Origin of the sequence: Sinorhizobium sp. KGO-5 (assembly GCF_036245905.1) — a bacterium.
Taxonomy (GTDB): domain Bacteria; phylum Pseudomonadota; class Alphaproteobacteria; order Rhizobiales; family Rhizobiaceae; genus Sinorhizobium; species Sinorhizobium meliloti_A.
In genome coordinates this window covers 1,776,300-1,796,515 of record NZ_BDIZ01000001.1, presented here as the reverse complement: position 1 = coordinate 1,796,515, position 20,216 = coordinate 1,776,300, and the positions used below count along the sequence as shown (strand labels likewise).

The 20,216-nt window shown below is 62.9% G+C and carries 22 protein-coding genes and 1 pseudogene; 12 read left to right on the top strand and 11 right to left on the bottom strand.

Annotation, left to right across the window (positions count from 1 at the left end; translation table 11 throughout):
- Positions 1–406: 406 nt before the first annotated feature.
- A complete protein-coding gene (locus BHD07_RS08520) occupies positions 407–1,564 on the bottom strand; it encodes a pyridoxal phosphate-dependent aminotransferase (RefSeq protein WP_338279015.1) in 1,158 nt (385 codons plus the stop codon).
- Between the two features lie 227 nt (positions 1,565–1,791).
- On the opposite strand from BHD07_RS08520, the gene BHD07_RS08515 reads away from it, so the two are divergent.
- From BHD07_RS08515 to aat, 5 genes are all read left to right on the top strand, one after another.
- Positions 1,792–2,559: a DsbA family protein gene (locus BHD07_RS08515; protein WP_100672226.1), complete on the top strand. Its 768-nt coding sequence runs from the start codon at positions 1,792–1,794 to the stop codon at positions 2,557–2,559.
- A gap of 129 nt (positions 2,560–2,688) precedes the next feature.
- Complete coding sequence (gene aroQ, locus BHD07_RS08510; RefSeq protein WP_018094891.1) at positions 2,689–3,135, top strand: type II 3-dehydroquinate dehydratase; 447 nt, start codon at positions 2,689–2,691, stop codon at positions 3,133–3,135.
- Positions 3,136–3,158: 23 nt separating this feature from the next.
- Positions 3,159–3,635, top strand: coding sequence for an acetyl-CoA carboxylase biotin carboxyl carrier protein (accB, locus tag BHD07_RS08505; protein ID WP_003533074.1), 477 nt, complete (start codon positions 3,159–3,161; stop codon positions 3,633–3,635).
- 12 nt (positions 3,636–3,647) lie between these two features.
- Positions 3,648–4,991: an acetyl-CoA carboxylase biotin carboxylase subunit gene (gene accC / locus BHD07_RS08500; RefSeq protein WP_100672224.1), complete on the top strand. Its 1,344-nt coding sequence runs from the start codon at positions 3,648–3,650 to the stop codon at positions 4,989–4,991.
- Between the two features lie 9 nt (positions 4,992–5,000).
- Positions 5,001–5,615: a leucyl/phenylalanyl-tRNA--protein transferase gene (aat, locus tag BHD07_RS08495; protein ID WP_018094889.1), complete on the top strand. Its 615-nt coding sequence runs from the start codon at positions 5,001–5,003 to the stop codon at positions 5,613–5,615.
- Positions 5,616–5,725: 110 nt separating this feature from the next.
- Here aat and BHD07_RS08490 read toward each other — a convergent pair whose 3' ends face one another.
- The 4 genes from BHD07_RS08490 to gatB all read right to left on the bottom strand — a co-directional run bounded on the left by BHD07_RS08490 (position 5,726) and on the right by gatB (position 8,867).
- The gene (locus BHD07_RS08490; RefSeq protein ID WP_100672222.1) at positions 5,726–6,178 is read right to left on the bottom strand and encodes a DUF2155 domain-containing protein; all 453 of its coding nucleotides are present in this window, start codon (positions 6,176–6,178) and stop codon (positions 5,726–5,728) included.
- A gap of 118 nt (positions 6,179–6,296) precedes the next feature.
- The gene (locus tag BHD07_RS08485) at positions 6,297–6,692 is read right to left on the bottom strand and encodes an NADH:ubiquinone oxidoreductase subunit NDUFA12 (protein ID WP_018094887.1); all 396 of its coding nucleotides are present in this window, start codon (positions 6,690–6,692) and stop codon (positions 6,297–6,299) included.
- 172 nt (positions 6,693–6,864) lie between these two features.
- Positions 6,865–7,362: a GNAT family N-acetyltransferase gene (locus tag BHD07_RS08480; protein ID WP_275596406.1), complete on the bottom strand. Its 498-nt coding sequence runs from the start codon at positions 7,360–7,362 to the stop codon at positions 6,865–6,867.
- A gap of 2 nt (positions 7,363–7,364) precedes the next feature.
- Positions 7,365–8,867, bottom strand: coding sequence for an Asp-tRNA(Asn)/Glu-tRNA(Gln) amidotransferase subunit GatB (gatB, locus tag BHD07_RS08475; RefSeq protein ID WP_018094885.1), 1,503 nt, complete (start codon positions 8,865–8,867; stop codon positions 7,365–7,367).
- A gap of 331 nt (positions 8,868–9,198) precedes the next feature.
- Here gatB and BHD07_RS08470 point away from each other — a divergent pair, with 331 nt between their 5' ends.
- Entirely contained in the window at positions 9,199–9,453 is a 255-nt protein-coding gene (locus BHD07_RS08470) for a YjhX family toxin (protein WP_018094884.1), read from the top strand.
- Between the two features lie 101 nt (positions 9,454–9,554).
- On the opposite strand, the gene gatA is transcribed toward BHD07_RS08470, so the two are convergent.
- The 3 genes from gatA to BHD07_RS08455 all read right to left on the bottom strand — a co-directional run bounded on the left by gatA (position 9,555) and on the right by BHD07_RS08455 (position 12,182).
- Positions 9,555–11,036 carry an Asp-tRNA(Asn)/Glu-tRNA(Gln) amidotransferase subunit GatA gene (gene gatA, locus BHD07_RS08465; protein ID WP_100672220.1) on the bottom strand — a complete coding sequence of 494 codons (1,482 nt, stop codon included), beginning with the start codon at positions 11,034–11,036 and terminating at the stop codon, positions 9,555–9,557.
- Positions 11,037–11,085: 49 nt separating this feature from the next.
- A complete protein-coding gene (gene gatC, locus BHD07_RS08460) occupies positions 11,086–11,373 on the bottom strand; it encodes an Asp-tRNA(Asn)/Glu-tRNA(Gln) amidotransferase subunit GatC (protein WP_275596408.1) in 288 nt (95 codons plus the stop codon).
- 104 nt (positions 11,374–11,477) lie between these two features.
- Positions 11,478–12,182, bottom strand: a complete 705-nt coding sequence (locus tag BHD07_RS08455; protein WP_275600014.1) for a metal-dependent hydrolase — start codon at positions 12,180–12,182, stop codon at positions 11,478–11,480.
- 123 nt (positions 12,183–12,305) lie between these two features.
- On the opposite strand from BHD07_RS08455, the gene ruvX reads away from it, so the two are divergent.
- The gene (gene ruvX, locus BHD07_RS08450) at positions 12,306–12,803 is read left to right on the top strand and encodes a Holliday junction resolvase RuvX (protein WP_018094881.1); all 498 of its coding nucleotides are present in this window, start codon (positions 12,306–12,308) and stop codon (positions 12,801–12,803) included.
- Here the strand turns inward: ruvX and BHD07_RS08445 are convergent.
- Positions 12,737–13,072 (bottom strand): DUF6105 family protein, encoded by a 336-nt coding sequence (locus BHD07_RS08445; RefSeq protein WP_275596409.1) that lies wholly within the window; start codon positions 13,070–13,072, stop codon positions 12,737–12,739. The genes ruvX and BHD07_RS08445 overlap by 67 nt on opposite strands.
- Positions 13,069–13,224: a hypothetical protein gene (locus tag BHD07_RS08440; RefSeq protein WP_275596410.1), complete on the bottom strand. Its 156-nt coding sequence runs from the start codon at positions 13,222–13,224 to the stop codon at positions 13,069–13,071. Before BHD07_RS08440 ends, BHD07_RS08445 begins: the two co-directional genes overlap by 4 nt.
- A 201-nt stretch (positions 13,225–13,425) precedes the next feature.
- Between BHD07_RS08440 and BHD07_RS08435 the strand changes: the two genes are divergently transcribed.
- Positions 13,426–14,361: an AEC family transporter gene (locus BHD07_RS08435; RefSeq protein WP_100672217.1), complete on the top strand. Its 936-nt coding sequence runs from the start codon at positions 13,426–13,428 to the stop codon at positions 14,359–14,361.
- On the opposite strand, the gene BHD07_RS08430 is transcribed toward BHD07_RS08435, so the two are convergent.
- Positions 14,343–15,995: an acyl-CoA dehydrogenase family protein gene (locus BHD07_RS08430; protein WP_275596411.1), complete on the bottom strand. Its 1,653-nt coding sequence runs from the start codon at positions 15,993–15,995 to the stop codon at positions 14,343–14,345. The two genes, BHD07_RS08435 and BHD07_RS08430, sit on opposite strands and share 19 nt — an antisense overlap.
- Positions 15,996–16,137: 142 nt before the next feature.
- On the opposite strand from BHD07_RS08430, the gene BHD07_RS08425 reads away from it, so the two are divergent.
- The 4 genes and pseudogenes from BHD07_RS08425 (at position 16,138) to dprA (ending at position 20,156) form a co-directional block, all read left to right on the top strand.
- Positions 16,138–17,079 (top strand): aspartate carbamoyltransferase catalytic subunit, encoded by a 942-nt coding sequence (locus tag BHD07_RS08425; protein WP_003533035.1) that lies wholly within the window; start codon positions 16,138–16,140, stop codon positions 17,077–17,079.
- A complete protein-coding gene (locus tag BHD07_RS08420) occupies positions 17,076–18,368 on the top strand; it encodes a dihydroorotase (protein ID WP_275596412.1) in 1,293 nt (430 codons plus the stop codon). Before BHD07_RS08425 ends, BHD07_RS08420 begins: the two co-directional genes overlap by 4 nt.
- A 29-nt stretch (positions 18,369–18,397) precedes the next feature.
- Positions 18,398–19,009, top strand: coding sequence for a glycerol-3-phosphate 1-O-acyltransferase PlsY (gene plsY / locus BHD07_RS08415; RefSeq protein WP_100672215.1), 612 nt, complete (start codon positions 18,398–18,400; stop codon positions 19,007–19,009).
- Positions 19,009–20,156, top strand: a pseudogene (dprA, locus tag BHD07_RS08410) (DNA-processing protein DprA). Before plsY ends, dprA begins: the two are co-directional and overlap by 1 nt.
- Positions 20,157–20,216: the final 60 nt, after the last annotated feature.

Genomic DNA, 20,216 nt, shown 5'->3' with positions numbered 1-20,216 from the left:
AACTACCCGCGACGGCTTGTTTGATTTCCTCATTTCTGTGCTTGTCACAGGAATCCAGCCAGCCCAAGTCCTTGGGCTGAAAGAACGCCCGCGCCGCAGACGCGGCGCTGCTGGATCCCTGTGACGAGCACAGGGATGAGGGTAGAGAGGGTGCCGTGAAGATAGCGAGGCGGCGCGGAGGTCCCGGGTCACGCCCGTATACAGCGTCCCGCTTCGCTTCGATGTAGTAGCCGCACATCCCCGGTCCCTCATTCCTGTGCTCGTCACAGGAATCCAGCCAGACCAAGTCCTTGGGCTGAAAGAACGCTTCCCGCGCCGCAGACGCGGCGCTACCCTCATTCCTGTGACAAGCACAGGAATGAGGAAATCAAACAAGCGCCGCGGGCGGCCCGAATCTCGATAAGCCTTAGGCCAGCCAGCGCGCGATGCGGTTCATCGCCTCCTCCATCTCGATAGCCGCCCCCGCATAGGAAAAGCGCATGGTGCGATGCCCTTCGACGGGATCGAAGTCGAAGCCGGGCGTTGCCGCGACGTCGATCTCGGCCAGCATCCGACGGGCGAAGGCCATGCTGTCATTGGTGAAGCGGCTGACATCCGCATAGGCGTAAAATGCGCCGTCCATCGGCGAGGCGATCGAAAAGCCGATCTGCGGCAGCCGTTCGAGCAGCAATGCCCGGTTCGCGGCATAGGCACGCTTGTAGCCGTCGAGCTCCTCATGTGCGCCGAGAGCCGCCTCCGCGGCAATCTGTGACAGCTCCGGAGGCGAAATATAGAGGCTCTGCGCGATGCGCTCGAAGGCACGCACCCGCGCCTCGGGCAGAACCATCCAGCCGATGCGCCAACCGGTCATACAGCAATATTTGGAGAAGGAGTTGATCACGACGGCGTCGTCGGCGACTTCAAGCGCCGTCGTCTCCTCCCCGGCGAAAGTAAGGCCGTGATAGATCTCATCGGAAATGAAGGCGATCGAGTGGTCCCGGCAATAATCGGCGAGCGCCTTCAGCTGCGCCTTGCCGGTCACCGTTCCCGTCGGGTTCGCCGGGCTTGCGAGAAGCACGCCCTTCAACGGTTTTCCGCCCCGTGCGGCGGCGCGCTCCAGGCTGTCCGGGGTCAAAGTGAAGCCGGCATCGGCATTGGCTTCGATCTCGACCACTTCGAGCCCGAGCGCGGCCATGATGTTGCGATAGGCGGGATAGCCCGGGCGGGCGATAGCCACGCGATCGCCCGGATCGAACAGGGCGAGAAAAGCGAGATTGAACCCGGCCGACGATCCGGTCGTCACCGCAATCCGCTGCGGATCGAGCGTGATGCCGTGTCGGCTGTGATAGTGAGCGGCAATCGCCCTCTTCAGGGAGAGTGTGCCAAGAGCGTCCGTATAGCCGAGCCGACCGTGATCGAGTGCCCTCCTTGCTGCATCGAGTGCCGCTTTCGGCGCCGGATGCGCGGGCTGACCGACCGCCATGGATATGACCGGGTGGCCGGAATCGCGCCGCCGCGTGGCCTCGGCCAGCACATCCATGGCGTGGAACGGCTCGACTGCGCTGCGTTTCGACATCTGTGCCAAAGGAAGGTCCTCGCGAGTTTCTTGATGCCCTTTGCCCCATCGCTCGCGGCTTCACAAGTCCGCGAACGCCGCAATTCGGCCGATTTTGCCGTTTCGTTTCCCTCCGCCACGCCCTATGCTTCAACCAGTCGGCGCAAGCCGGGACTTGTCGTCGTCTTCAAACTGGCGCATTGACGCAAGCGTGCGGAGCCTACGACCGACATAGAACAGCAGACCACGAGGAAAGAATGACGCTCAAGATGAAGATGATTGCCGCAGCATCCCTGATCGCGCTTGCTGCCGGCGTCGCCCTGCCCGGACCCGCGGCGGCGCTCGATGCCAAGCAGAAGGAGGAATTCGGCGCCTTCATCAAGGAGTACCTGCTCGCCAATCCGGAGATCATGCTGGAAGTGCAGGAAGCCCTCACCTCCAAGCAGCGGGCCAAGCAGCAGGAAACCGCTCAGGCGGCAATCGCCGACAACAAGAAGGCGATCTTCAACTCTGCCTACGACATTGCCCTCGGCAATCCGGACGGCGATGTGACGATCGTCGAGTTCTTCGATTACAACTGCGGCTATTGCAAACGGGCTCTCTCCGACATGGACGACATCCTCGCCAAGGACAAGAATGTCCGCTTCGTTCTCAAGGAGCTCCCAATTCTCGGGCCGGACTCGCTCGCGGCCCACAAGGTCAGCGCCGCCTTCCGCGTGATCGCACCAGAGAAATACGGCGATTTCCATCGCGCCCTGCTCGGGGGAGAGGAGCGCGCGACGGAGGAAACCGCGATCGCCGTTGCGGCCAAGCTCGGCGTGACGGAAGCGCAGTTGCGCGAAAAGATGGATGACGGGCCGTATGATGCCTCGATGCGCGAAGCCTATACGCTCGCCAACGAGCTCGGCATCACGGGAACGCCTTCCTACGTCGTCGGCAACGAGGCGGTCTTCGGCGCTGTCGGGGCGCCAGAGATCGAACAGAAGGTCGCCAACATGCGTGCGTGCGGCAAGACCGCCTGCTGACGGCCGGCCGGCCACCGCCCCTATCGGAACAGCACGACTTGTGGACAAAGCCCGCGGGTACCCAGGGGGCTTTTCCTCGGGGAACCATCAGTCTATAGGTAACCCTCCATCACCGGACCGGATTCCCTTATGCCTTCGACTATCTTTGTGCTGAACGGCCCAAACCTGAACGCGCTCGGCAAACGCGAACCGGGTATCTATGGCGGCAAGACGCTTGCCGACATCGAAGCGATGTGCAAGGAGGAGGCCAGACACCTCGGCTTCGACGTCGACTTCCGGCAGTCGAACCATGAAGGCACGTTGGTCGACTGGTTACACGAGGCTGGCGAAAAGGCAGTCGGCATCGCCATCAATCCCGCCGCCTACGGACACACCTCCATCGCCATGCACGATGCCATTCGGGCGATCACCGTCCCCGTGGTGGAGCTGCATCTTTCCAATATTCATGCGCGCGAAGAATTCCGGCACAAGTCGATGATCGCGCCAGCCGTCAAAGGCGTTATCTGCGGTTTCGGCGCACAGAGTTACATTCTGGCGCTGCATGCGCTAAAGAACCTGACGGAAAAATCCAAATAAGAAGAACACGAGGCTCATATCCCATGGCTGAAAAGAAACCGGGTATCGATCAGGCGCTGATCCGTGATCTCGCCAATATCCTTAACGATACCGACCTCACCGAGATCGAAGTGGAGCAGGACGATCTGCGCATCCGCGTTTCGCGGAACGGCACGCCTGTTGCCATGTCCATGCCGGCGATGCCCGCCTACCAGGTGCCGCCCGCCATCGCCGCCGGCCAGCCGGCTGGTGCGCCCCAGGGTGCCGCCGAAGGCGGTCACAATGCCAAGAACGCAGTGACGGCCCCCATGGTCGGCACCGCCTATCTCGCCCCGGCTCCGGGCTCCCGCCCCTTCATCGAAGTCGGTGCGGTGGTAAAGGAAGGTCAGACGATCCTGATCATCGAGGCAATGAAGACGATGAACCAGATTCCGGCCCCCCGCTCCGGCAAGGTGACGGAAATTCTCGTGCAGGACGCCGCTCCGGTCGAATATGGCGAACCCCTGATCGTGATCGAATAGGGCACGGTGGCGATGATCTCGAAAATCCTCATTGCCAATCGCGGCGAAATTGCTCTGCGCGTCCTGCGCGCCTGCAAGGAGCTCGGCATCGCGACCGTGGCCGTGCACTCGACGGCGGACAGCGACGCCATGCATGTCCGGCTCGCCGACGAGAGCGTCTGCATCGGCCCGCCGCCTTCGCGCGAGAGCTATCTGAACATCCATCAGATCGTTGCCGCCTGTGAGATCACCGGTGCGGATGCGGTGCATCCGGGTTACGGCTTCCTCTCGGAGAACGCCAAGTTCGCCGATATCCTCGATGCGCACGGCATCACTTTCATCGGACCGACTGCCGAGCACATCCGCCTCATGGGCGACAAGATCACCGCCAAGAAGACGGCGGAAGAACTCGGCATTCCGGTGGTTCCGGGCTCCGATGGCGAAGTGAAGCCGGAGAACGCCCTGGAGATCGCCCGCCAGATCGGATTCCCCGTGCTGATCAAGGCGACGGCGGGTGGCGGTGGCCGCGGCATGAAGGTCGCCCGCACCGAGGAGGAACTCGAAAACGCGGTTGCGACGGCACGTTCCGAAGCGGCAGCCGCATTCGGCAACGACGCGGTCTACATGGAGAAGTTTCTCGGCAAGCCGCGCCATATCGAAATCCAGGTCGTCGGGGATGGCGAGGGCAATGCGATCCATCTCGGTGAACGCGACTGCTCGCTGCAGCGCCGCCATCAGAAGGTCTGGGAAGAAGCCAATTCCCCGGCCCTGAACGTCGAACAGCGCATGAAGATCGGTCAAATCTGCGCCGAGGCGATGAAGAAGTTGAAATATCGCGGCGCCGGCACGATCGAGTTCCTCTACGAGAACGGCGAGTTCTACTTCATCGAGATGAACACGCGCCTGCAGGTCGAACACCCGATTACCGAAGCGATCACCGGAATCGACCTCGTGCACGAGCAGATTCGCGTGGCGTCCGGAGCCGGCCTCTCTGCCAAGCAGGAAGATATCGTCTTCTCCGGTCACGCCATCGAATGCCGCATCAATGCCGAAGATCCGCGCACCTTCGTTCCTTCTCCGGGCACGATCACGCATTTCCACGCCCCGGGTGGCCTCGGTGTGCGCGTCGACAGCGGCGCCTATCAGGGTTACCGTATCCCCCCCTACTATGACAGCCTGATCGGTAAACTGATCGTCCACGGCCGGACGCGCGTCGAATGCATGATGCGGCTGCGCCGCGTACTCGATGAATTTGTCATCGACGGCATCAAGACGACTCTTCCCCTTTTTCAGGACCTGATCAACAATCAGGATATCGCAAACGGCGATTATGATATCCATTGGCTGGAGCACCATCTGGCCACAACATCCGCATAGGATACGACATTGAAGGAGACGCGCAGCAAACAACCGGATATCACGCCGGACATGTTGTTGCGCGCCTACTCGATCGGCCTCTTCCCCATGGCCGACTCGGCCGACGATCCTGAACTTTTCTGGGTCGAGCCCGAGATCCGCGGCATCATCCCGCTGGACCGGTTTCACGTCTCGCGCAGCCTCGCCAAGGCGATCCGCAGACGTCCCTTCGACATTCGCTTCGATACGGCCTTCGCTGAAGTCATGGAGGGGTGCGCTCAGCCCGCACGGGACAGGCCGACGACCTGGATCAACGACACGATCCGCTCCCTCTATGCGGCCCTGCACCAAATGGGCCATGCGCACAGCGTCGAGGCATGGGAGGGAGACGTACTCGTCGGCGGGCTCTACGGCGTTTCACTCGGCGCAGCCTTTTTCGGCGAGAGCATGTTCTCGCGGCGCACCGACGCATCGAAGATCTGCCTCGTCCATCTGGTCGAGCGATTGAGGTCCAAGGGATTTCGGCTCCTCGACACGCAATTCACAACCGAACACCTGAAGTCCTTCGGTGCAGTCGACGTGCCCAAGGCTCAGTACGAAGTTCTGCTCGCGAAAGCCATAGCTTCGCCAAATCTCGAATTCTGAGGATCATGCCTCCTCAAGGAAAGGCTTACGCTTTGCGTCGCTCCAGTGAGTGGCAGCAGTGAGTGGCAGGCAAAGAGAGAAGGATCGCAGGAGGCGCCTTGCCAAGTGCTCTATTGCTTTGCCGCCGTATCCGGCGGGGGGACGTCCGACGAGGTCTTGCAGGACTGCAGCCAAACGTCATAGACGGGGTGCTCGACCGCATTGAGCCCCGGGCTGTCGGCAAACATCCAGCCGGTGAAGATACGGCGGATCTTCCGGTCGAGCGTGATTTCGTCCACCTCTACAAAAGTGGTCGTCTTCGGCGCTTCCGTTTCGTCGCGGCTGTGGCAGACGCGCGGCGTTACCTGCAGCGCACCGAATTGCACCGTTTCGCCGATATAGACGTCAAAACTGGTGATGCGGCCGGTGATCTTGTCGATGCCGGAGAAGACCGCGACGGCGTTGGAAAGGCGCGCCGCCTGCGCAGTTTCGACGGCAGACGTCACCGGAGCGGCAAGGAGAAGGGCAATGGCAGAAAACCGCCCTCCCCGGCCAATCAAATCCCGCAGACAGAAACCCGCCATTACCGCCAATCCCCCGCACATTGCTGTTAGTCCCGGATGGACTCAGGCGCTAAACCCGAAATGTGGCTGCGCCGTGATCGTCCCGCATGTCGCGGGATGATACCCGAAGAGCCCAGGCTCAGGAGCGCGGCGTCCAGGCGTCGTAGTCGCCGGTCACACGCGGGCGCTTGCCGGCGCCGGCAATCGACCCCTTCGGCCGATAGGCACCGGGCGTGCCGGTCGGGTTGGCGCGGTGGGGCTTCTGCCACTCGCGTACGACATATTTCTCGTCGGCGGGGGAGACGTCGGTGCGGTGGTGCATCCAGCCATGCCAGCCCGGCGGGATCGCAGACGCCTCGGCAGGGCCGTTGTAGATCACCCAACGCCGCGTCCGGCCCTCGGAGTCCGTGCCGCCCTGATAGTAGACGTTGCCGAACTCGTCTTCCCCGACGCGCTGGCCATGGCGCCAGGTGTGAAACCGGGTACCGATCGTCTGTCCGTTCCACCAGGTGAAAATCTGCAGCAGGAGCTTCATAGGCATCGTCCTTTACCGGCCGATGGGAGCCAGCCGGATGTCAAAATCTCGCCCCCGCTTATGCCGTGCCGCTTCCGGCTTGTCCAGTGATTCCGCTCTTGGCTGCGGGGCATTTCACCTGCATCTGGCGGCCGAAGCGGCTGTGTCGCATCGATGCGAGCGGCGTCAAAGGTCAGGAAAGACGCTTTTCGAGGATGAGCGCCGGTATGCCGGACTGCTCGTCGCCGCAACTGGATGTTTTTGCGACTTCCACAAATCCGTGCGCGCGATAAAAGGCGAGCGCGTGCAGGTTCTGCGGCTCCACCTCCACCCGCATGCGTTCCGCGTCCGGGAAGCAGGTCTCGAGCTCCGCGAACATGTCGCGACCGACGCCATGGCGTTGATACTTCGGCAGCACATAGAGCTGGTGCAACACGGCTGTCTTTTCCAGCGACTCGGACATGGCGGCATAGCCCATCCCGGCAAGCTCGCTGCCGTTGTCGGCGACGACAAACTCGGAGTGCTTGCGCTGCAAGCGCGCGCGAAGGGCCTCGACGGAATGCCACTTCGCCGTCAGTTCATTGACCTTTTCGACACCGTAGAACGTATCGTAGGTCGCGTGCCACGTCTCGGCAAGCAGAGCGCGAACCTTTTCGAGGTCGCGCTCGCTCGCGGTACGGACGAAGAACATCGTCACTCCTCGATGCCGAGCTTGGATTTTACGAGGGCCTGCACCGCCTGCGGATTGGCCTTGCCGCCGGTTGCCTTCATCACCTGCCCGACGAACCAGCCGGCGAGCGACGGCTTCGCCTTGGCTTTTTCAACCTGGTCGGGATTGGCGGCGATGATCTCGTCGACCGCCTTCTCGATCGCACCGGTGTCGGTGACCTGCTTCATACCGCGGCTCTCGACGATCTCGGCCGGATCGCCTCCCTCGCTCCAGAGGATTTCGAAGAGATCCTTTGCGAGCTTGCCGGAAATGGTGCCGTCCTTGATGAGATCGATGATACCGCCGAGCTGCGCCGGCGAGACCGGCGTTTCCTCGATGGTCTTTCCGGCCTTGTTCAGCGCGCCGAGAAGATCGTTGATCACCCAGTTCGCCGCCGCCTTGCCGTCACGGCCTTCGGCCACGGCTTCGAAGTAATCGGCAATCGCCTTTTCCGAGACGAGAACGGACGCATCGTAAACGGACAGACCGAGATCGCGAACGAAGCGTTCCTTCTTGTCGTCCGGCAATTCGGGAAGATCGGCCTTGAGAGCTTCCACGAAGGCATCGTCGAACTCGAGCGGCAGGAGATCCGGATCGGGGAAGTAGCGGTAGTCGTGCGCCTCTTCTTTCGAACGCATGGAGCGGGTCTCGCCCTTGTTGGCATCGAAGAGACGGGTCTCCTGGTCGATCGCGCCGCCGTCTTCGAGGATGGCGATCTGGCGACGGGCCTCGTATTCGATCGACTGGCCGACGAAGCGGATCGAGTTGACGTTCTTGATTTCGCAGCGCGTGCCGAAAGCTTCGCCCGGGCGGCGAACCGAGACGTTGACGTCCGCGCGCATCGAGCCCTCGTCCATATTGCCGTCGCAGGTGCCGAGATAACGCAGGATCGAGCGGAGCTTGGTGAGATAGGCTTTCGCCTCGTCCGACGACCGCAGGTCCGGCTTCGAGACGATCTCCATCAGCGCGACGCCCGACCGGTTGAGGTCGACATAGGACATGGCGGGATGCTGGTCGTGCATAGACTTGCCGGCATCCTGCTCCAGATGCAGGCGCTCGATGCCGATCTCGACGTCTTCGAACTGCCCCTGGCGATCCGGACCGACGGAAATGATGATCTTGCCTTCGCCGACGATCGGATCCTTGTATTGCGAGATCTGATAGCCCTGCGGCAGGTCCGGATAGAAATAGTTCTTCCGGTCGAAGATCGAGCGATTGTTGATCTTTGCCTTCAAGCCGAGGCCGGTGCGCACGGCCTGCTTGACGCATTCCTCGTTGATGACCGGAAGCATGCCCGGCATTGCGGCATCGACCAGCGACACATTGGCGTTCGGCTCCGACCCGAACTCGGTCGACGCACTGGAGAACAGCTTCGAATTGCTCAGCACCTGCGCATGGACTTCCATGCCGATGATGACCTCCCAGTCGCCGGTGGCGCCTGGAATGAAGCGTTTCGGATCAGGAGTGCGGACGTCGACGATGCTCATGTCATGCTCTTCTTTGAAGCCTGAATTCGTGGTTTCTCGGTAGAGCAATTGATCCCACGGTGCAAGCTTGTAAGGCGCGGCCGCACATCGGCACTGGACAATGCAGGCTCTCGCAGCCGGTGATTGCAACCTTGACGATTGCGCGGCGATCTCCTAGAAAGCGCGAGATCCGACAGGAGTCTTTATGTTCCATCAGTCTGAGTCCCGGTAAGGGCCCTGCCCGCTTCCACTGAAAAGCGTGCATGGGCCGGAAACGTAAACCCCGCTCTTCTCGCGAAGAACGGAACGTTTTCCTGCGTTCTGACGAACGCCATTCCGGAACACTCCAACGATGGACATTTCACGCGCCGAACAGCGCATTCTTCACCATTTGGCCCAGGGCGGCCGCATTGAAATCACCCGCGAAGGCAAGGCGATCGCGGACGTTCGCTGCTTTACGAGAGACGGCTGGGTCTATCCCGGTGTCGATCTCGAGCTTTTCCGTAAGCTGAAACGAAAGAGAGCGATCAAGTCGTCGGCCGGTAAGCCCTATCGCATCACCGAACGCGGACTGCATCTGGTCAGATCGGAGCTCAACAACCGCTGAGCGCCGGCGATCCGAATTGCACCGGATGCCGGAGATATCGTCTCCGGCATCCGATGCGTTCGGTTTGCCGCGATTTCGACGGATTACGCCTCTTTACGCCGTCACCACCATTTGGAGGGCGTGAAGCGGCCGGCTGCCTGTTCGATGACATGGGCCGTCTTGAACAGCGTTTCTTCTTCGAAGGGCTTGCCGATGAGCTGCAGACCGAGCGGCAGCCCCTTGCGGTCGAGCCCGCCCGGCACCGCAATACCCGGAAGGCCGGCCATGTTCACCGTCACGGTGAAGATGTCGTTCAGGTACATCTTCACCGGATCGGATGCGAGGTCCTCGTCGGCAATGCCGAAGGCGGAGGACGGCGTGGCCGGCGTCAGGATCGCATCGACACCCGCCTGGAAGGCGAGCTCGAAGTCGCGCTTGATCAAAGTCCGGACCTTCTGCGCGCGCAGGTAATAGGCATCGTAATAGCCGGCGGAGAGTACATAGGTGCCGATCATGATACGACGCTTGACCTCCTGGCCGAAGCCGGCGGCGCGCGTCTTTTCATACATGTCGATGATGTCCTTGCCGTCGACGCGCAGGCCGTAGCGAACGCCGTCGTAACGCGCGAGGTTGGACGACGCTTCGGCCGGAGCGACGATGTAGTAAGCGGGCAGCGCGTATTTCGTATGCGGCAGCGAGATATCGACGATTTCGGCGCCGGCATCCCTGAGCCAGGCGATGCCCTGCTGCCAGAGCGCCTCGATATCCTCCGGCATGCCGTCGACGCGGTATTCCTTCGGAATGCCGATCCGCATGCCCTTGATCGACTGGCCGATCGAGGCTTCGTAGTCCGGCACCGGCAGATCGACGGATGTCGTGTCCTTCGGATCGATGCTCGCCATCGACTTCAACAGGACCGCCGCATCGCGCACGTCGCGGGCGATCGGGCCCGCCTGGTCGAGCGACGAGGCGAAGGCGACGACGCCCCAGCGCGAGCAGCGTCCATAGGTCGGCTTGATGCCGACGGTGCCGGTGAACGCCGCCGGCTGGCGAATCGAGCCGCCGGTATCGGTCGCGGTGGCGCCGGCGCAAAGACGCGCCGCGACCGCGGCCGCAGACCCGCCGGAAGAGCCGCCGGGAACCAGGTCCAGATTCGAGCCTTTAGCGCGCCACGGGTTCTTGACCGGTCCGTAATAGGAGGTCTCGTTAGACGAGCCCATGGCGAACTCGTCCATGTTAAGCTTGCCGAGCATGACGGCGCCGTCGTTCCACAGGTTCTGGGTCACGGTCGACTCGTAGCGCGGCTCGAAGCCGTCGAGTATGTGGCTGCATGCCTGCGTGTGGATGCCCTCCGTGCCGAAGAGATCCTTGATACCAAGCGGAATGCCCTCGAGCGCGCCGGCCTTACCGGCCGCGATGCGGGCGTCCGATGCCTTCGCCATCTCGCGCGCCTTTTCCGGCGTGACGGCGACATAGGCGTTGATCGTCTGGTTGGCTGCCTCGATCGCGGCAAGATAGGCGTCGGTCAACTCGACCGCGGTGATCTCCTTGGCGGAAAGCTTCGCGCGGGCTTCGGCGATCGTGAGGCTCGTAAGGTCGGTCATGGTGCAATCGGACTTTCGCATTCAAAACGGCGGGGCGGACGGCGGGTGGTTATTCGACCACCTTCGGAACGAGGAAGAAGTTGCGATCCGAGTTCGGCGCGTTGGCGACAATGTCGTCCGCCTTGTCACCATCCGCGACGATGTCGTCGCGCTTTTTCATCTTCATCGGCATCACCGACGTCATCGGCTCGACTCCGTCGATATCCACTTCGGAGAGCTGCTCGACGAAGCCCAGGATACCGTTGAGTTCGCCGGTCATCCGCTCGGCTTCCTCATCGCTGACGGCGATGCGGGCAAGGCGCGCGACGCGCTTCACGGTGGCAAGGTCTACGGACATGATCGTCTCCGGTATCGCAAAGTTTCCCCCGCTATAAAGGCGAGTTGCACAACGTGCAACTCGCGAATAGCGCTGACCGGTTTCCGGTTCGGCTGCGCTCCTCTTCAGAGGGTTACTGCGCCACCGACCTCGGGGAGGGCGACCAATGTCGAGGCACCGTCCATGCCCGCAACGAAGGTCTCCGGCGTCTGGTCGATGATCGGGAAGGAGCCATAGTGGCAAGGGATCGCCGTGTTGAACTTGAAGTAGCGCTGGCATGCGAGCGCGGCCACGGCACCGCCCATGGTGAAACGGTCGCCGATCGGCACGATGCCGATTTCCGGCTCGTGCAGTTCCTGCACGAGCGCCATGTCCGAGAAGATGTCCGTGTCGCCCATGTGATAGAGCGTCGGCTCGTCGTCGAAATGGAGAACAAGGCCATTGGCGTTGCCGAGCGAATGCGAAACGCCGTCGTCGGTGATCTGCGCCGACGAGTGCAGCGCGTTGACGAATGTGGCGGTGAAGCCCCCGAGCTGGATGGTTCCGCCCGTATTGCCCGGCTCCAGCTTCGAAATACCCTGCCGGCCGAGCCACATGCAGAGGTCGAAATTGGCAAGGACCGTCGCCCCCGTTTCCTTGGCTATGGCAACGGTGTCGCCGACGTGGTCGCCGTGGCCGTGGGTGAGCAGAATGTGGGTCAGTCCCGCCGTTGCGGCCTTGCGCTCCTCGTCCCGAAAGGCGGGATTGCCGGTGAAAAACGGATCTATCAGGATTTTGGCTTTCGCCGTTTCGATGTGGAAGGCGGAATGTCCCAGCCATTTGATGTTCATGATGTTCTCCTCAGATCGCGCGCGGCACCCCGGACGAGTCGGGCGATAAAATCGTTCGATTTATGTCTAGGACAAGCATATGGATCAGACCAGCGCACTGGAAAGATCGAATCGGTAAATCCCATGGCAATTCTCACGATGGAGGAACTCGCGGAGCGGCTGCCGCCCTATCGGTCGGTGGCGGGCCTGGATCTCGGGACGAAAACGATCGGCCTTTCGGTTTCCGATCTGGGGCGGCGCTTTGCGACGCCGCGCGATGTGATCCGCCGCGTCAAGTTCGGCGCCGACGCGCAGGCGCTCCTGGCCTTTGCGGAGAAGGAAGGGATCGCGGCCTTCATCATCGGCTTGCCGGTGAACATGGACGGATCCGAGGGGCCGCGCTGCCAGGCGACGCGTGCCTTCGTGCGCAATATGGGGGAAAAGACGGATATCCCCTTCGTCCTATGGGACGAACGCCTGTCGACGGTGGCAGCCGAGCGGGTACTGATCGAAATGGACGTATCGCGTAAAAAGCGGGCCGAACGTATCGACTCGGCAGCCGCTTCCTTCATTCTTCAGGGAGCGCTGGATAGATTGGCATCGCTGGCGAGAGGCGCTTCCGGCGATCGGGACGCACCGTAACGGCGCCGATACCAGGCCGCGATCTGCCGCCGCTTCCTGAGCGCGACAAGGCCGAACACGATCAGGCTGTCGACGATCATGGCCCGGGCGACGAGCGGCGGAATGGTTTCCGGCGGCATTCCCAGGATTTTCCCGTAAACCCGGAAGACGAGCTCATGCGCCTCCCGCGTAAGCATGAAGACGCCGAAGCTCATGTCGTAATAGGAGAGCCCGTACCAGCCCGTAAGCAGCATCACGGGACCGCCCCAGAAGATGAGCAACCACTTCATGAAGCGCCCCTCTCCGGCTGATGGCCGCGCAGAAGCGAGCTGATCCCACGATCAAGCAGGACGAACGTGGTCAGGACGGCCGCGAGGCTCGCTATATCGAGCGCCAGGCCGGCAAAAAACATCACCATGATGATCAGCAAGGCAGCTCTCACCGGCCGCTCCGTTCCATCCTTGAAAAAATCGCACCGCCAGTATCTCCGCCTCGGAGGCAGAAGCGCAATGTAAACCATTTGTTAAGGTTAATATTCACGGTGAAAGGCGGCTTGCGGCCGCCGGTCCAGCGGCCTACAGCGAGTTCTGCGCACCTCATAAGAACGCGCGGCGCTACGTGCGTGAACCTGCCTGGAGCCCTGATGACCATCGTCTTCGAAAGCATTCTGCCCGTCTTCCTGCTGGTGATCCTTGGTGTCGCGCTCCGGCGCTCTACGCTTGTAGACCAGGGGCTATGGATCGGGCTCGAGCAGTTCGGCTATTATTTTCTCTTTCCCGCGCTGCTCTTCTCGACGCTGGCGAAGGCGGACCTGGCCGGACTCGAGGCTGATGCGACGGCCGTCGCTACGGTCGGCAGCGTGACATTGATGTCGGCCGCCCTCCTCTCGGCCTGGCCTCTGCTGCGTCGAAGCGGCATTTCGGGGCCCACCTTCACGTCGGTCTTCCAGACGGCCACGCGATGGAATGCCTTCATTGCACTGGCGGTCGCTGAAAAACTCTTCGGCGCGGTTGGACTCAGCCTGACGGCCCTCGTCATGGCACTGCTCATCATCCCGATCAATTTCTACAATATCGCCGTTCTGACCTGGTTCGGCGGCGGCAGCCGTGGCATCGGTTTTTTCTTTTTGAAGATCATCACCAATCCCCTGATCATCTCGTCGGCGCTCGGGATATTGTTCAACTTGACGGGCATCGAACTCTATGAGCCGGTGATGACGGCGGTCGACATGCTGGCGAGCGCTTCGCTCGGGCTTGGGCTGATCCTGGTCGGGGCCGGCCTCAAGGTCGCCGACGCCCTGAGCCCGAGCATCCCAGCCCTGTTCGCGGTCGTGCTCAAGCTGATCGTCATGCCGGTGTTCATGGTGGGCGGCAGCGCGCTTCTCGGCATCCGGGGGGATGCCCTGCTGGTCATCGCCGTGGGTGCGGCCGTCCCCACCGCCATGAACGGCTATCTTCTGGCCAAACAGATGGGGGGTGACGCGGAGCTTTACGCCTCCGTCGCCACGATCCAGACGGCGGCCTCCTTCCTGACGATACCGCTCGTGCTCTTCGTTACGGGCTATGTCGCGGCCGGATAGAGCAAATCGAGGACATAGGCCGAATCGAAGCGCGAATCGAGCATGCCGTAAGTCGAGCGCCAGCCGGCGGCCAGGCGCGATTCCAGAAACGCATCGGCGATGCGCCCGGCCCCGAGCCTGTAGAGTTCGGCAGCCGCCGCCGCCAGCGCCAGTTGCTCGACCAGCATGCGTGCCGCGCCCTCGTCCCGCTCGCAGAGCGACATGGCGGCACGCAGAACCTCGATCGTCTTGCGCCCGGCGGGACCCAGATCGCGGCCGATCGTTGCGAAGAGCTGCTCGAACAGTTCCTTGCGGCGCCCGAGCACCCGCAGGACGTCGAGCGCCATAACGTTGCCGGAGCCTTCCCAGATCGCATTGACCGGCGCTTCGCGGTAGTGGCGCGCAAGCGCCCGCTCCTCCACATAGCCGTTGCCGCCCATGCACTCCATGGCCTCGTAGATCAGCGCGGGGGCGATCTTGCAGCACCAGTATTTCGCGACCGGCGTCATGATGCGGGCATAAGCGGCATCCTCGGCGCTGCCATGGGCATTATCGAAGGCTTCGGCCAGGCGGAACGACAGCGCGCTTGCGGCCGCGACATCCAGGGCCATGTCGGCGAGCACTCTGGTCATCATCGGCTGGCTGACAAGCGCTTTGCCGAAAACCTTGCGGCCGCGGGTATGATGGACGGCTTCGGCGAGCGATGCGCGCATCATGCCGGCCGAGGCCAGCGCGCAGTCGAGCCGGGTCAGCGTCACCATGTCCAGAATCGTACGGACACCGGCATCCGGCGTACCGAGCAGGAAACCGAAAGTGTCGGAAAACTCGACCTCGGAGGAAGCATTGGAACGGTTGCCCAGCTTGTCCTTCAGGCGCTGGAAACGCAGACCGTTGGCCCCACCGTCCTCCAGCAGCCGTGGGACCAGGAAACAGCCGAGCCCCTCCCGGGTCTGTGCCAGCATCACGAAAGCGTCGCTCATCGGCGCGGACATGAACCATTTGTGTCCGGTGAGGCGATAAATGCCCTCCCCCACCCGTTCGGCCGTGGAAGTGTTGGCGCGCACATCCGTGCCGCCCTGCTTCTCGGTCATGCCCATGCCGATCGTGACCGCGGATTTCTGCATCCACGGCCGATTGGACGAATCATATTTGCGCGAGAGGATCTTCGGCGCCCATTCCTTCTGGACGGCGGGGGAAGCGGTAATCGCCGCGACCGAGGCACTGGTCATCGTCAGCGGGCAGAGATGGCCGCATTCGAGCTGCGCGGTCAGATAGAAACGGATCGCCCTTACCTTGTGCGAGCGGCCGCGCTCATCGGGCAGGTTCTCCCAGGCGGAAGAATGCAGGCCGGTCGTCATGGATCGGCGCATCAGCGCATGCCAGGCGGGATGGAACTCGACGACGTCGAGGCGCTCCCCGCGCGGCCCGTGCGTCTTCAGCTTCGGCACGCCTTCATTGGCCATCCGGGCCAGTTCCTGCGCCTCGGGCGAAGTCACATAGCGCCCAAGCCCATCGAACTCGTCGCGCAGCGTCTTCGGCATGCTGGACGTGATGTCGACCACCAGCGGGTCGGAGCGAAAGGCGTTGACACCGGACCAGGGCTTGGGCTGGTTCAGTTCTGCAAGTTTTTGTTCTGTCCGGTTCATCTGATTCATGGGCCGGTTTTAGAGCCTTTCCTGTCCAAATGGAAACAATTCTGTCGGCCCAAGTTTTCTTCGGAACGGGCGGCGCGCCGCTTGCCGCGCCGGGGTCCACGTTCTATAGAGCGACCGAATTCCAGAAATGCAAGGGCGGCCCATGATCACCTTCCCGCATCGCCACCTGCTCGGCATCAAGGGGCTGACGGAACAGGATATCACGCTCCTGCTCGATCGCGCCGACGAGGCCGTCAAGATCTCTCGACAGAGGGAGAAAAAGACCTCCTCGCTGCGCGGGCTCACGCAGATCAATCTGTTCTTCGAAGCCTCGACCCGGACCCAGTCTTCATTCGAGCTCGCCGGAAAGCGGCTCGGCGCCGACGTCATGAACATGTCCGTCGGCAATTCCTCGGTGAAGAAAGGCGAGACGCTGATCGATACGGCGATGACGCTGAACGCCATGCACCCGGACGTGCTGGTCGTTCGCCACTCGTCGGCCGGGGCTGCCTCGCTGCTTGCCCAGAAGGTCTCCTGCTCGGTCGTCAACGCCGGCGACGGCCAGCACGAGCACCCGACGCAGGCGCTGCTCGACGCGCTGACGATCCGGCGCGCCAAAGGCAAGCTCTCGCGGATCATCGTGGCGATCTGCGGCGACGTTCTCCACTCGCGCGTCGCCCGCTCCAACATCCTGCTTTTGAACCAGATGGGCGCCCGCGTGCGGGTCGTCGCGCCGGCGACGCTGCTTCCCGCCGGCATCGCCGAGATGGGCGCGGAGGTCTACCACTCCATGGCCGAGGGCCTCAAGGATGCGGACGTGGTGATGATGCTGAGGCTCCAGCGCGAGCGCATGGCCGGCTCATTCGTGCCTTCGGTGCGCGAATACTTTCATTACTACGGGCTGGACGCCGAGAAGCTCAAGGTCGCGAAGGACGACGCGCTCGTCATGCATCCGGGGCCGATGAACCGCGGTGTCGAGATCGCCTCGGAGATCGCCGACGGGCCGCAAAGCGTGATCGAACAGCAGGTCGAGATGGGCGTCGCCGTGCGCATGGCCGTGATGGAAACATTGCTTCTCTCCCAGAACCAGGGGCCGCGCCTATGACCAGACCACTCGTTCTGCAGAACCTCCGCATCGTCGATCCTTCGCGGAACCTGGACGAAACCGGCACCGTCATCGTCGGGGACGACGGCCGTATCCTCGCGGCGGGGAAGGATGCGCAGAACCAGGGCGTACCTGCGGACGCCTTCGTCAAGGACTGCGCCGGTCTCACCGCCGTTCCGGGCTTGGTCGATGCGCGCGTCTTCGTCGGCGAACCGGGCAGCGAACATCGCGAGACGATCGAGTCGGCCTCGCGTGCCGCGGCGACCGGCGGCGTCACTTCTTTCATCGCCATGCCGGACACCGATCCGGTGATCGACGATGTGGCGCTGGTCGAATTCGTGCGGAAGACCGCGCGCGACAAGGCGCTCGTCAACGTGCATCCGGCGGCGGCCCTGACCAAGGGACTGCTTGGCCAGGAGATGACCGAGATCGGGCTGCTTCGCGATGCGGGCGCCGTCTGCTTCACCAATGGGCGACAGCCGGTACACGATACGCTCGTGCTTCGCCGCGCGATGACCTACGCGCGCGAGTTCGGTGCCGTCGTCGCGCTCGAGACCCGAGACAAGTATCTCGGCGCCAACGGCGTCATGAATGAAGGGCTGCTGGCGAGTTGGCTCGGCCTTCCCGGCGTTCCGCGCGAAGCCGAGATCATTCCGCTCGAACGCGACCTGCGCATCGCCGGCCTGACGCGTGCGGCCTATCACGCAGCCGAAATTTCCGTTCCCGAATCGGCCGAGACCATTCGCATCGCCCGCGAGAACGGCACCAACGTCACCTGCGGGATCTCGATCAATCATCTGACCCTGAACGAGAACGACATCGGCGAGTACAGGACTTTCTTCAAACTCTCGCCGCCCTTGCGCACCGAGGACGATCGCGTCGCAATGGTCGAGGCGCTGGCCAACGGAACGATCGATATCATCGTCTCGTCCCATGATCCCCAGGATGTCGACACCAAGCGCCTGCCCTTCGCGGATGCCGCGGACGGGGCGATCGGTCTCGAAACACTGGCGGCAGCGGCGCTGCGGCTCTACCACAGCGGCGAAGTGCCGCTGATGCGGCTGATCGATGCTCTGTCCACCCGTCCGGCCGCGATCTTCGGCCTGGATGCCGGCACGCTGAAGCCCGGCGCCCGGGCCGACATCGCCGTCATCGACCTTGACGAGCCTTGGGTTCTCCACAAGGAGACACTCGTCTCACGCTCCAAGAACACGCCTTTCGAAAATGCACGCTTTACCGGACGGGTCGTCCAAACCTATGTTGCGGGCGAACTCGTGCATTCGGCATAACCGGCGCGAGTCAGCGGAAGGGGGGACCGGTGGACATGTTTTCCTGGCAGTTGGGGCTGCCTTCGACGCTCGCATGCCTTGTTTTCGGTTATCTGCTGGGCTCGATCCCGTTCGGCCTCATCCTGACGCGGATGGCCGGCCTCGGTGACGTACGCAAGATCGGCTCCGGCAATATCGGCGCGACGAACGTGCTCAGAACCGGCAACAAGAAGCTTGCCGCCACGACGCTGCTGCTGGATGCGCTGAAGGGCACGGCTGCCGCGGCGATCGCATCCTACTGGGGTGTCGAAGCGGGCATCGCCGCCGGTTTCGCCGCCTTTATCGGGCACTTGTTTCCGGTCTGGCTTTCGTTCCGGGGCGGCAAGGGCGTTGCCACCTATATCGGCGTGCTGCTCGGCCTCGTGCCGGTGATGGTGCTCCTCTTCGCAGTCATCTGGCTGGCAATGGCAAAGATCACCCGCTACTCATCCCTGTCGGCGCTCGTCGCTACCGCTGTCGTCCCAATCGCGCTCTATGCAGCCGGCCACGGCAAGGTGGCCGTGCTCTTTGCGGTCATGACGGCCATCGCCTGGATCAAGCACCGCGCCAACATCCAGCGCCTTCTGAGCGGCACCGAAAGCCGGATCGGAGAAAAGGGCTGATGCCGCCGGGCGCTCGACGTGCCGGGATGGCGCTGAGCGAACGGCAGAAAATCGCATGGTTGCGGCTGATCCGAAGCGACAATGTCGGCCCCGCAACCTTCCGCGATCTGATCAGCCATTTCGGCAACGCAGAGAAGGCGCTCGAGGCGCTGCCGGAACTTTCGCGTCGTGGCGGGGCGGACCGGTCCTTCCGCGTCGCCACGGTGGAAGAAGCCGAGCGAGAACTCGAGGCCGCACACCGGTTCGGCGCCGTGTTCGTGGGCATCGGCGAGCCCGATTATCCGGATGCGCTCAGACAGATCGACGGCGCCCCGCCTCTTCTCGCGACGAAGGGCAATTTGAAGGCGGCGGCCCGCCCTTCGCTCGGGATCGTCGGCTCACGCAATGCCTCGGTCAGCGGCGCGAAGTTCGCGGCGATGATCGCCCGCGACGCCGGAGCTGCCGGCTATGTCATTACATCAGGGCTCGCCCGCGGCATCGACACCGCCGCCCACCGCGCCAGTCTGCGGACAGGCACGATCGCCGTGCTCGCGGGTGGCCTCGACCGCCCCTACCCGCCGGAGAATCGCGACCTGCTGCAGGAAATCGTCTCCGGCGAGGGGCTGGCGGTCAGCGAGATGCCCTTCGGCTGGGAACCGCGCGCCCGGGACTTCCCGAGGCGGAACCGGCTCGTCGCGGGCATCAGCCTCGGTGTTGCGATCGTCGAAGCCGCGAGCCGCTCAGGGTCACTGATCACTGCGCGTTACGCGGCCGATTTCGGCCGGCTGGTCTTTGCCGTGCCCGGGTCGCCTCTCGATCCGCGCTGTCACGGCACGAACGATCTCTTGAAACAGGGCGCGACCGTCACGACCTCTTCGGCGGACGTGATCGAGGCACTGGCGCCTCTCAGCCGCGACGATCTTTTCTCGCGGCTGGACGTGAAGGAACCGGGTATCGAGGAACCGCGATCGGTGCCGCCGGCCCCGGACGACACCGATCGCGCGCGCGTCGTCGAGGCTCTCGGGCCGACGCCGGTCGAGATCGACGATCTCATTCGGTATACGGGCTTGCCGCACCGCAGATCCATATGGTGCTCGTCGAACTGGATCTTGCCGGTCAGCTCTGCCGGCACGGAGGCAATCTCGTATCGCTCGCGACCGCCGAATGACGGCTCGGATCCTTCGCTCCGCCGCGCCAAAGACAACGGCAAGAATGACGACCACCGGTT

Coding starts and splice junctions, on each gene's coding strand:
- BHD07_RS08515 (WP_100672226.1), top strand. CDS start 1,792: ATGACGCTCAAGATGAAGATGATTGCCGCAGCATCCCTGATCGCGCTT.
- aroQ (WP_018094891.1), top strand. CDS start 2,689: ATGCCTTCGACTATCTTTGTGCTGAACGGCCCAAACCTGAACGCGCTC.
- accB (WP_003533074.1), top strand. CDS start 3,159: ATGGCTGAAAAGAAACCGGGTATCGATCAGGCGCTGATCCGTGATCTC.
- accC (WP_100672224.1), top strand. CDS start 3,648: ATGATCTCGAAAATCCTCATTGCCAATCGCGGCGAAATTGCTCTGCGC.
- BHD07_RS08490 (WP_100672222.1), bottom strand. CDS start 6,178: ATGGCGGGTTTCTGTCTGCGGGATTTGATTGGCCGGGGAGGGCGGTTT.
- BHD07_RS08485 (WP_018094887.1), bottom strand. CDS start 6,692: ATGAAGCTCCTGCTGCAGATTTTCACCTGGTGGAACGGACAGACGATC.
- BHD07_RS08480 (WP_275596406.1), bottom strand. CDS start 7,362: ATGTTCTTCGTCCGTACCGCGAGCGAGCGCGACCTCGAAAAGGTTCGC.
- gatB (WP_018094885.1), bottom strand. CDS start 8,867: ATGAGCATCGTCGACGTCCGCACTCCTGATCCGAAACGCTTCATTCCA.
- BHD07_RS08470 (WP_018094884.1), top strand. CDS start 9,199: ATGGACATTTCACGCGCCGAACAGCGCATTCTTCACCATTTGGCCCAG.
- gatA (WP_100672220.1), bottom strand. CDS start 11,036: ATGACCGACCTTACGAGCCTCACGATCGCCGAAGCCCGCGCGAAGCTT.
- gatC (WP_275596408.1), bottom strand. CDS start 11,373: ATGTCCGTAGACCTTGCCACCGTGAAGCGCGTCGCGCGCCTTGCCCGC.
- BHD07_RS08455 (WP_275600014.1), bottom strand. CDS start 12,182: ATGAACATCAAATGGCTGGGACATTCCGCCTTCCACATCGAAACGGCG.
- ruvX (WP_018094881.1), top strand. CDS start 12,306: ATGGCAATTCTCACGATGGAGGAACTCGCGGAGCGGCTGCCGCCCTAT.
- BHD07_RS08445 (WP_275596409.1), bottom strand. CDS start 13,072: ATGAAGTGGTTGCTCATCTTCTGGGGCGGTCCCGTGATGCTGCTTACG.
- BHD07_RS08435 (WP_100672217.1), top strand. CDS start 13,426: ATGACCATCGTCTTCGAAAGCATTCTGCCCGTCTTCCTGCTGGTGATC.
- BHD07_RS08430 (WP_275596411.1), bottom strand. CDS start 15,995: ATGAATCAGATGAACCGGACAGAACAAAAACTTGCAGAACTGAACCAG.
- BHD07_RS08425 (WP_003533035.1), top strand. CDS start 16,138: ATGATCACCTTCCCGCATCGCCACCTGCTCGGCATCAAGGGGCTGACG.
- BHD07_RS08420 (WP_275596412.1), top strand. CDS start 17,076: ATGACCAGACCACTCGTTCTGCAGAACCTCCGCATCGTCGATCCTTCG.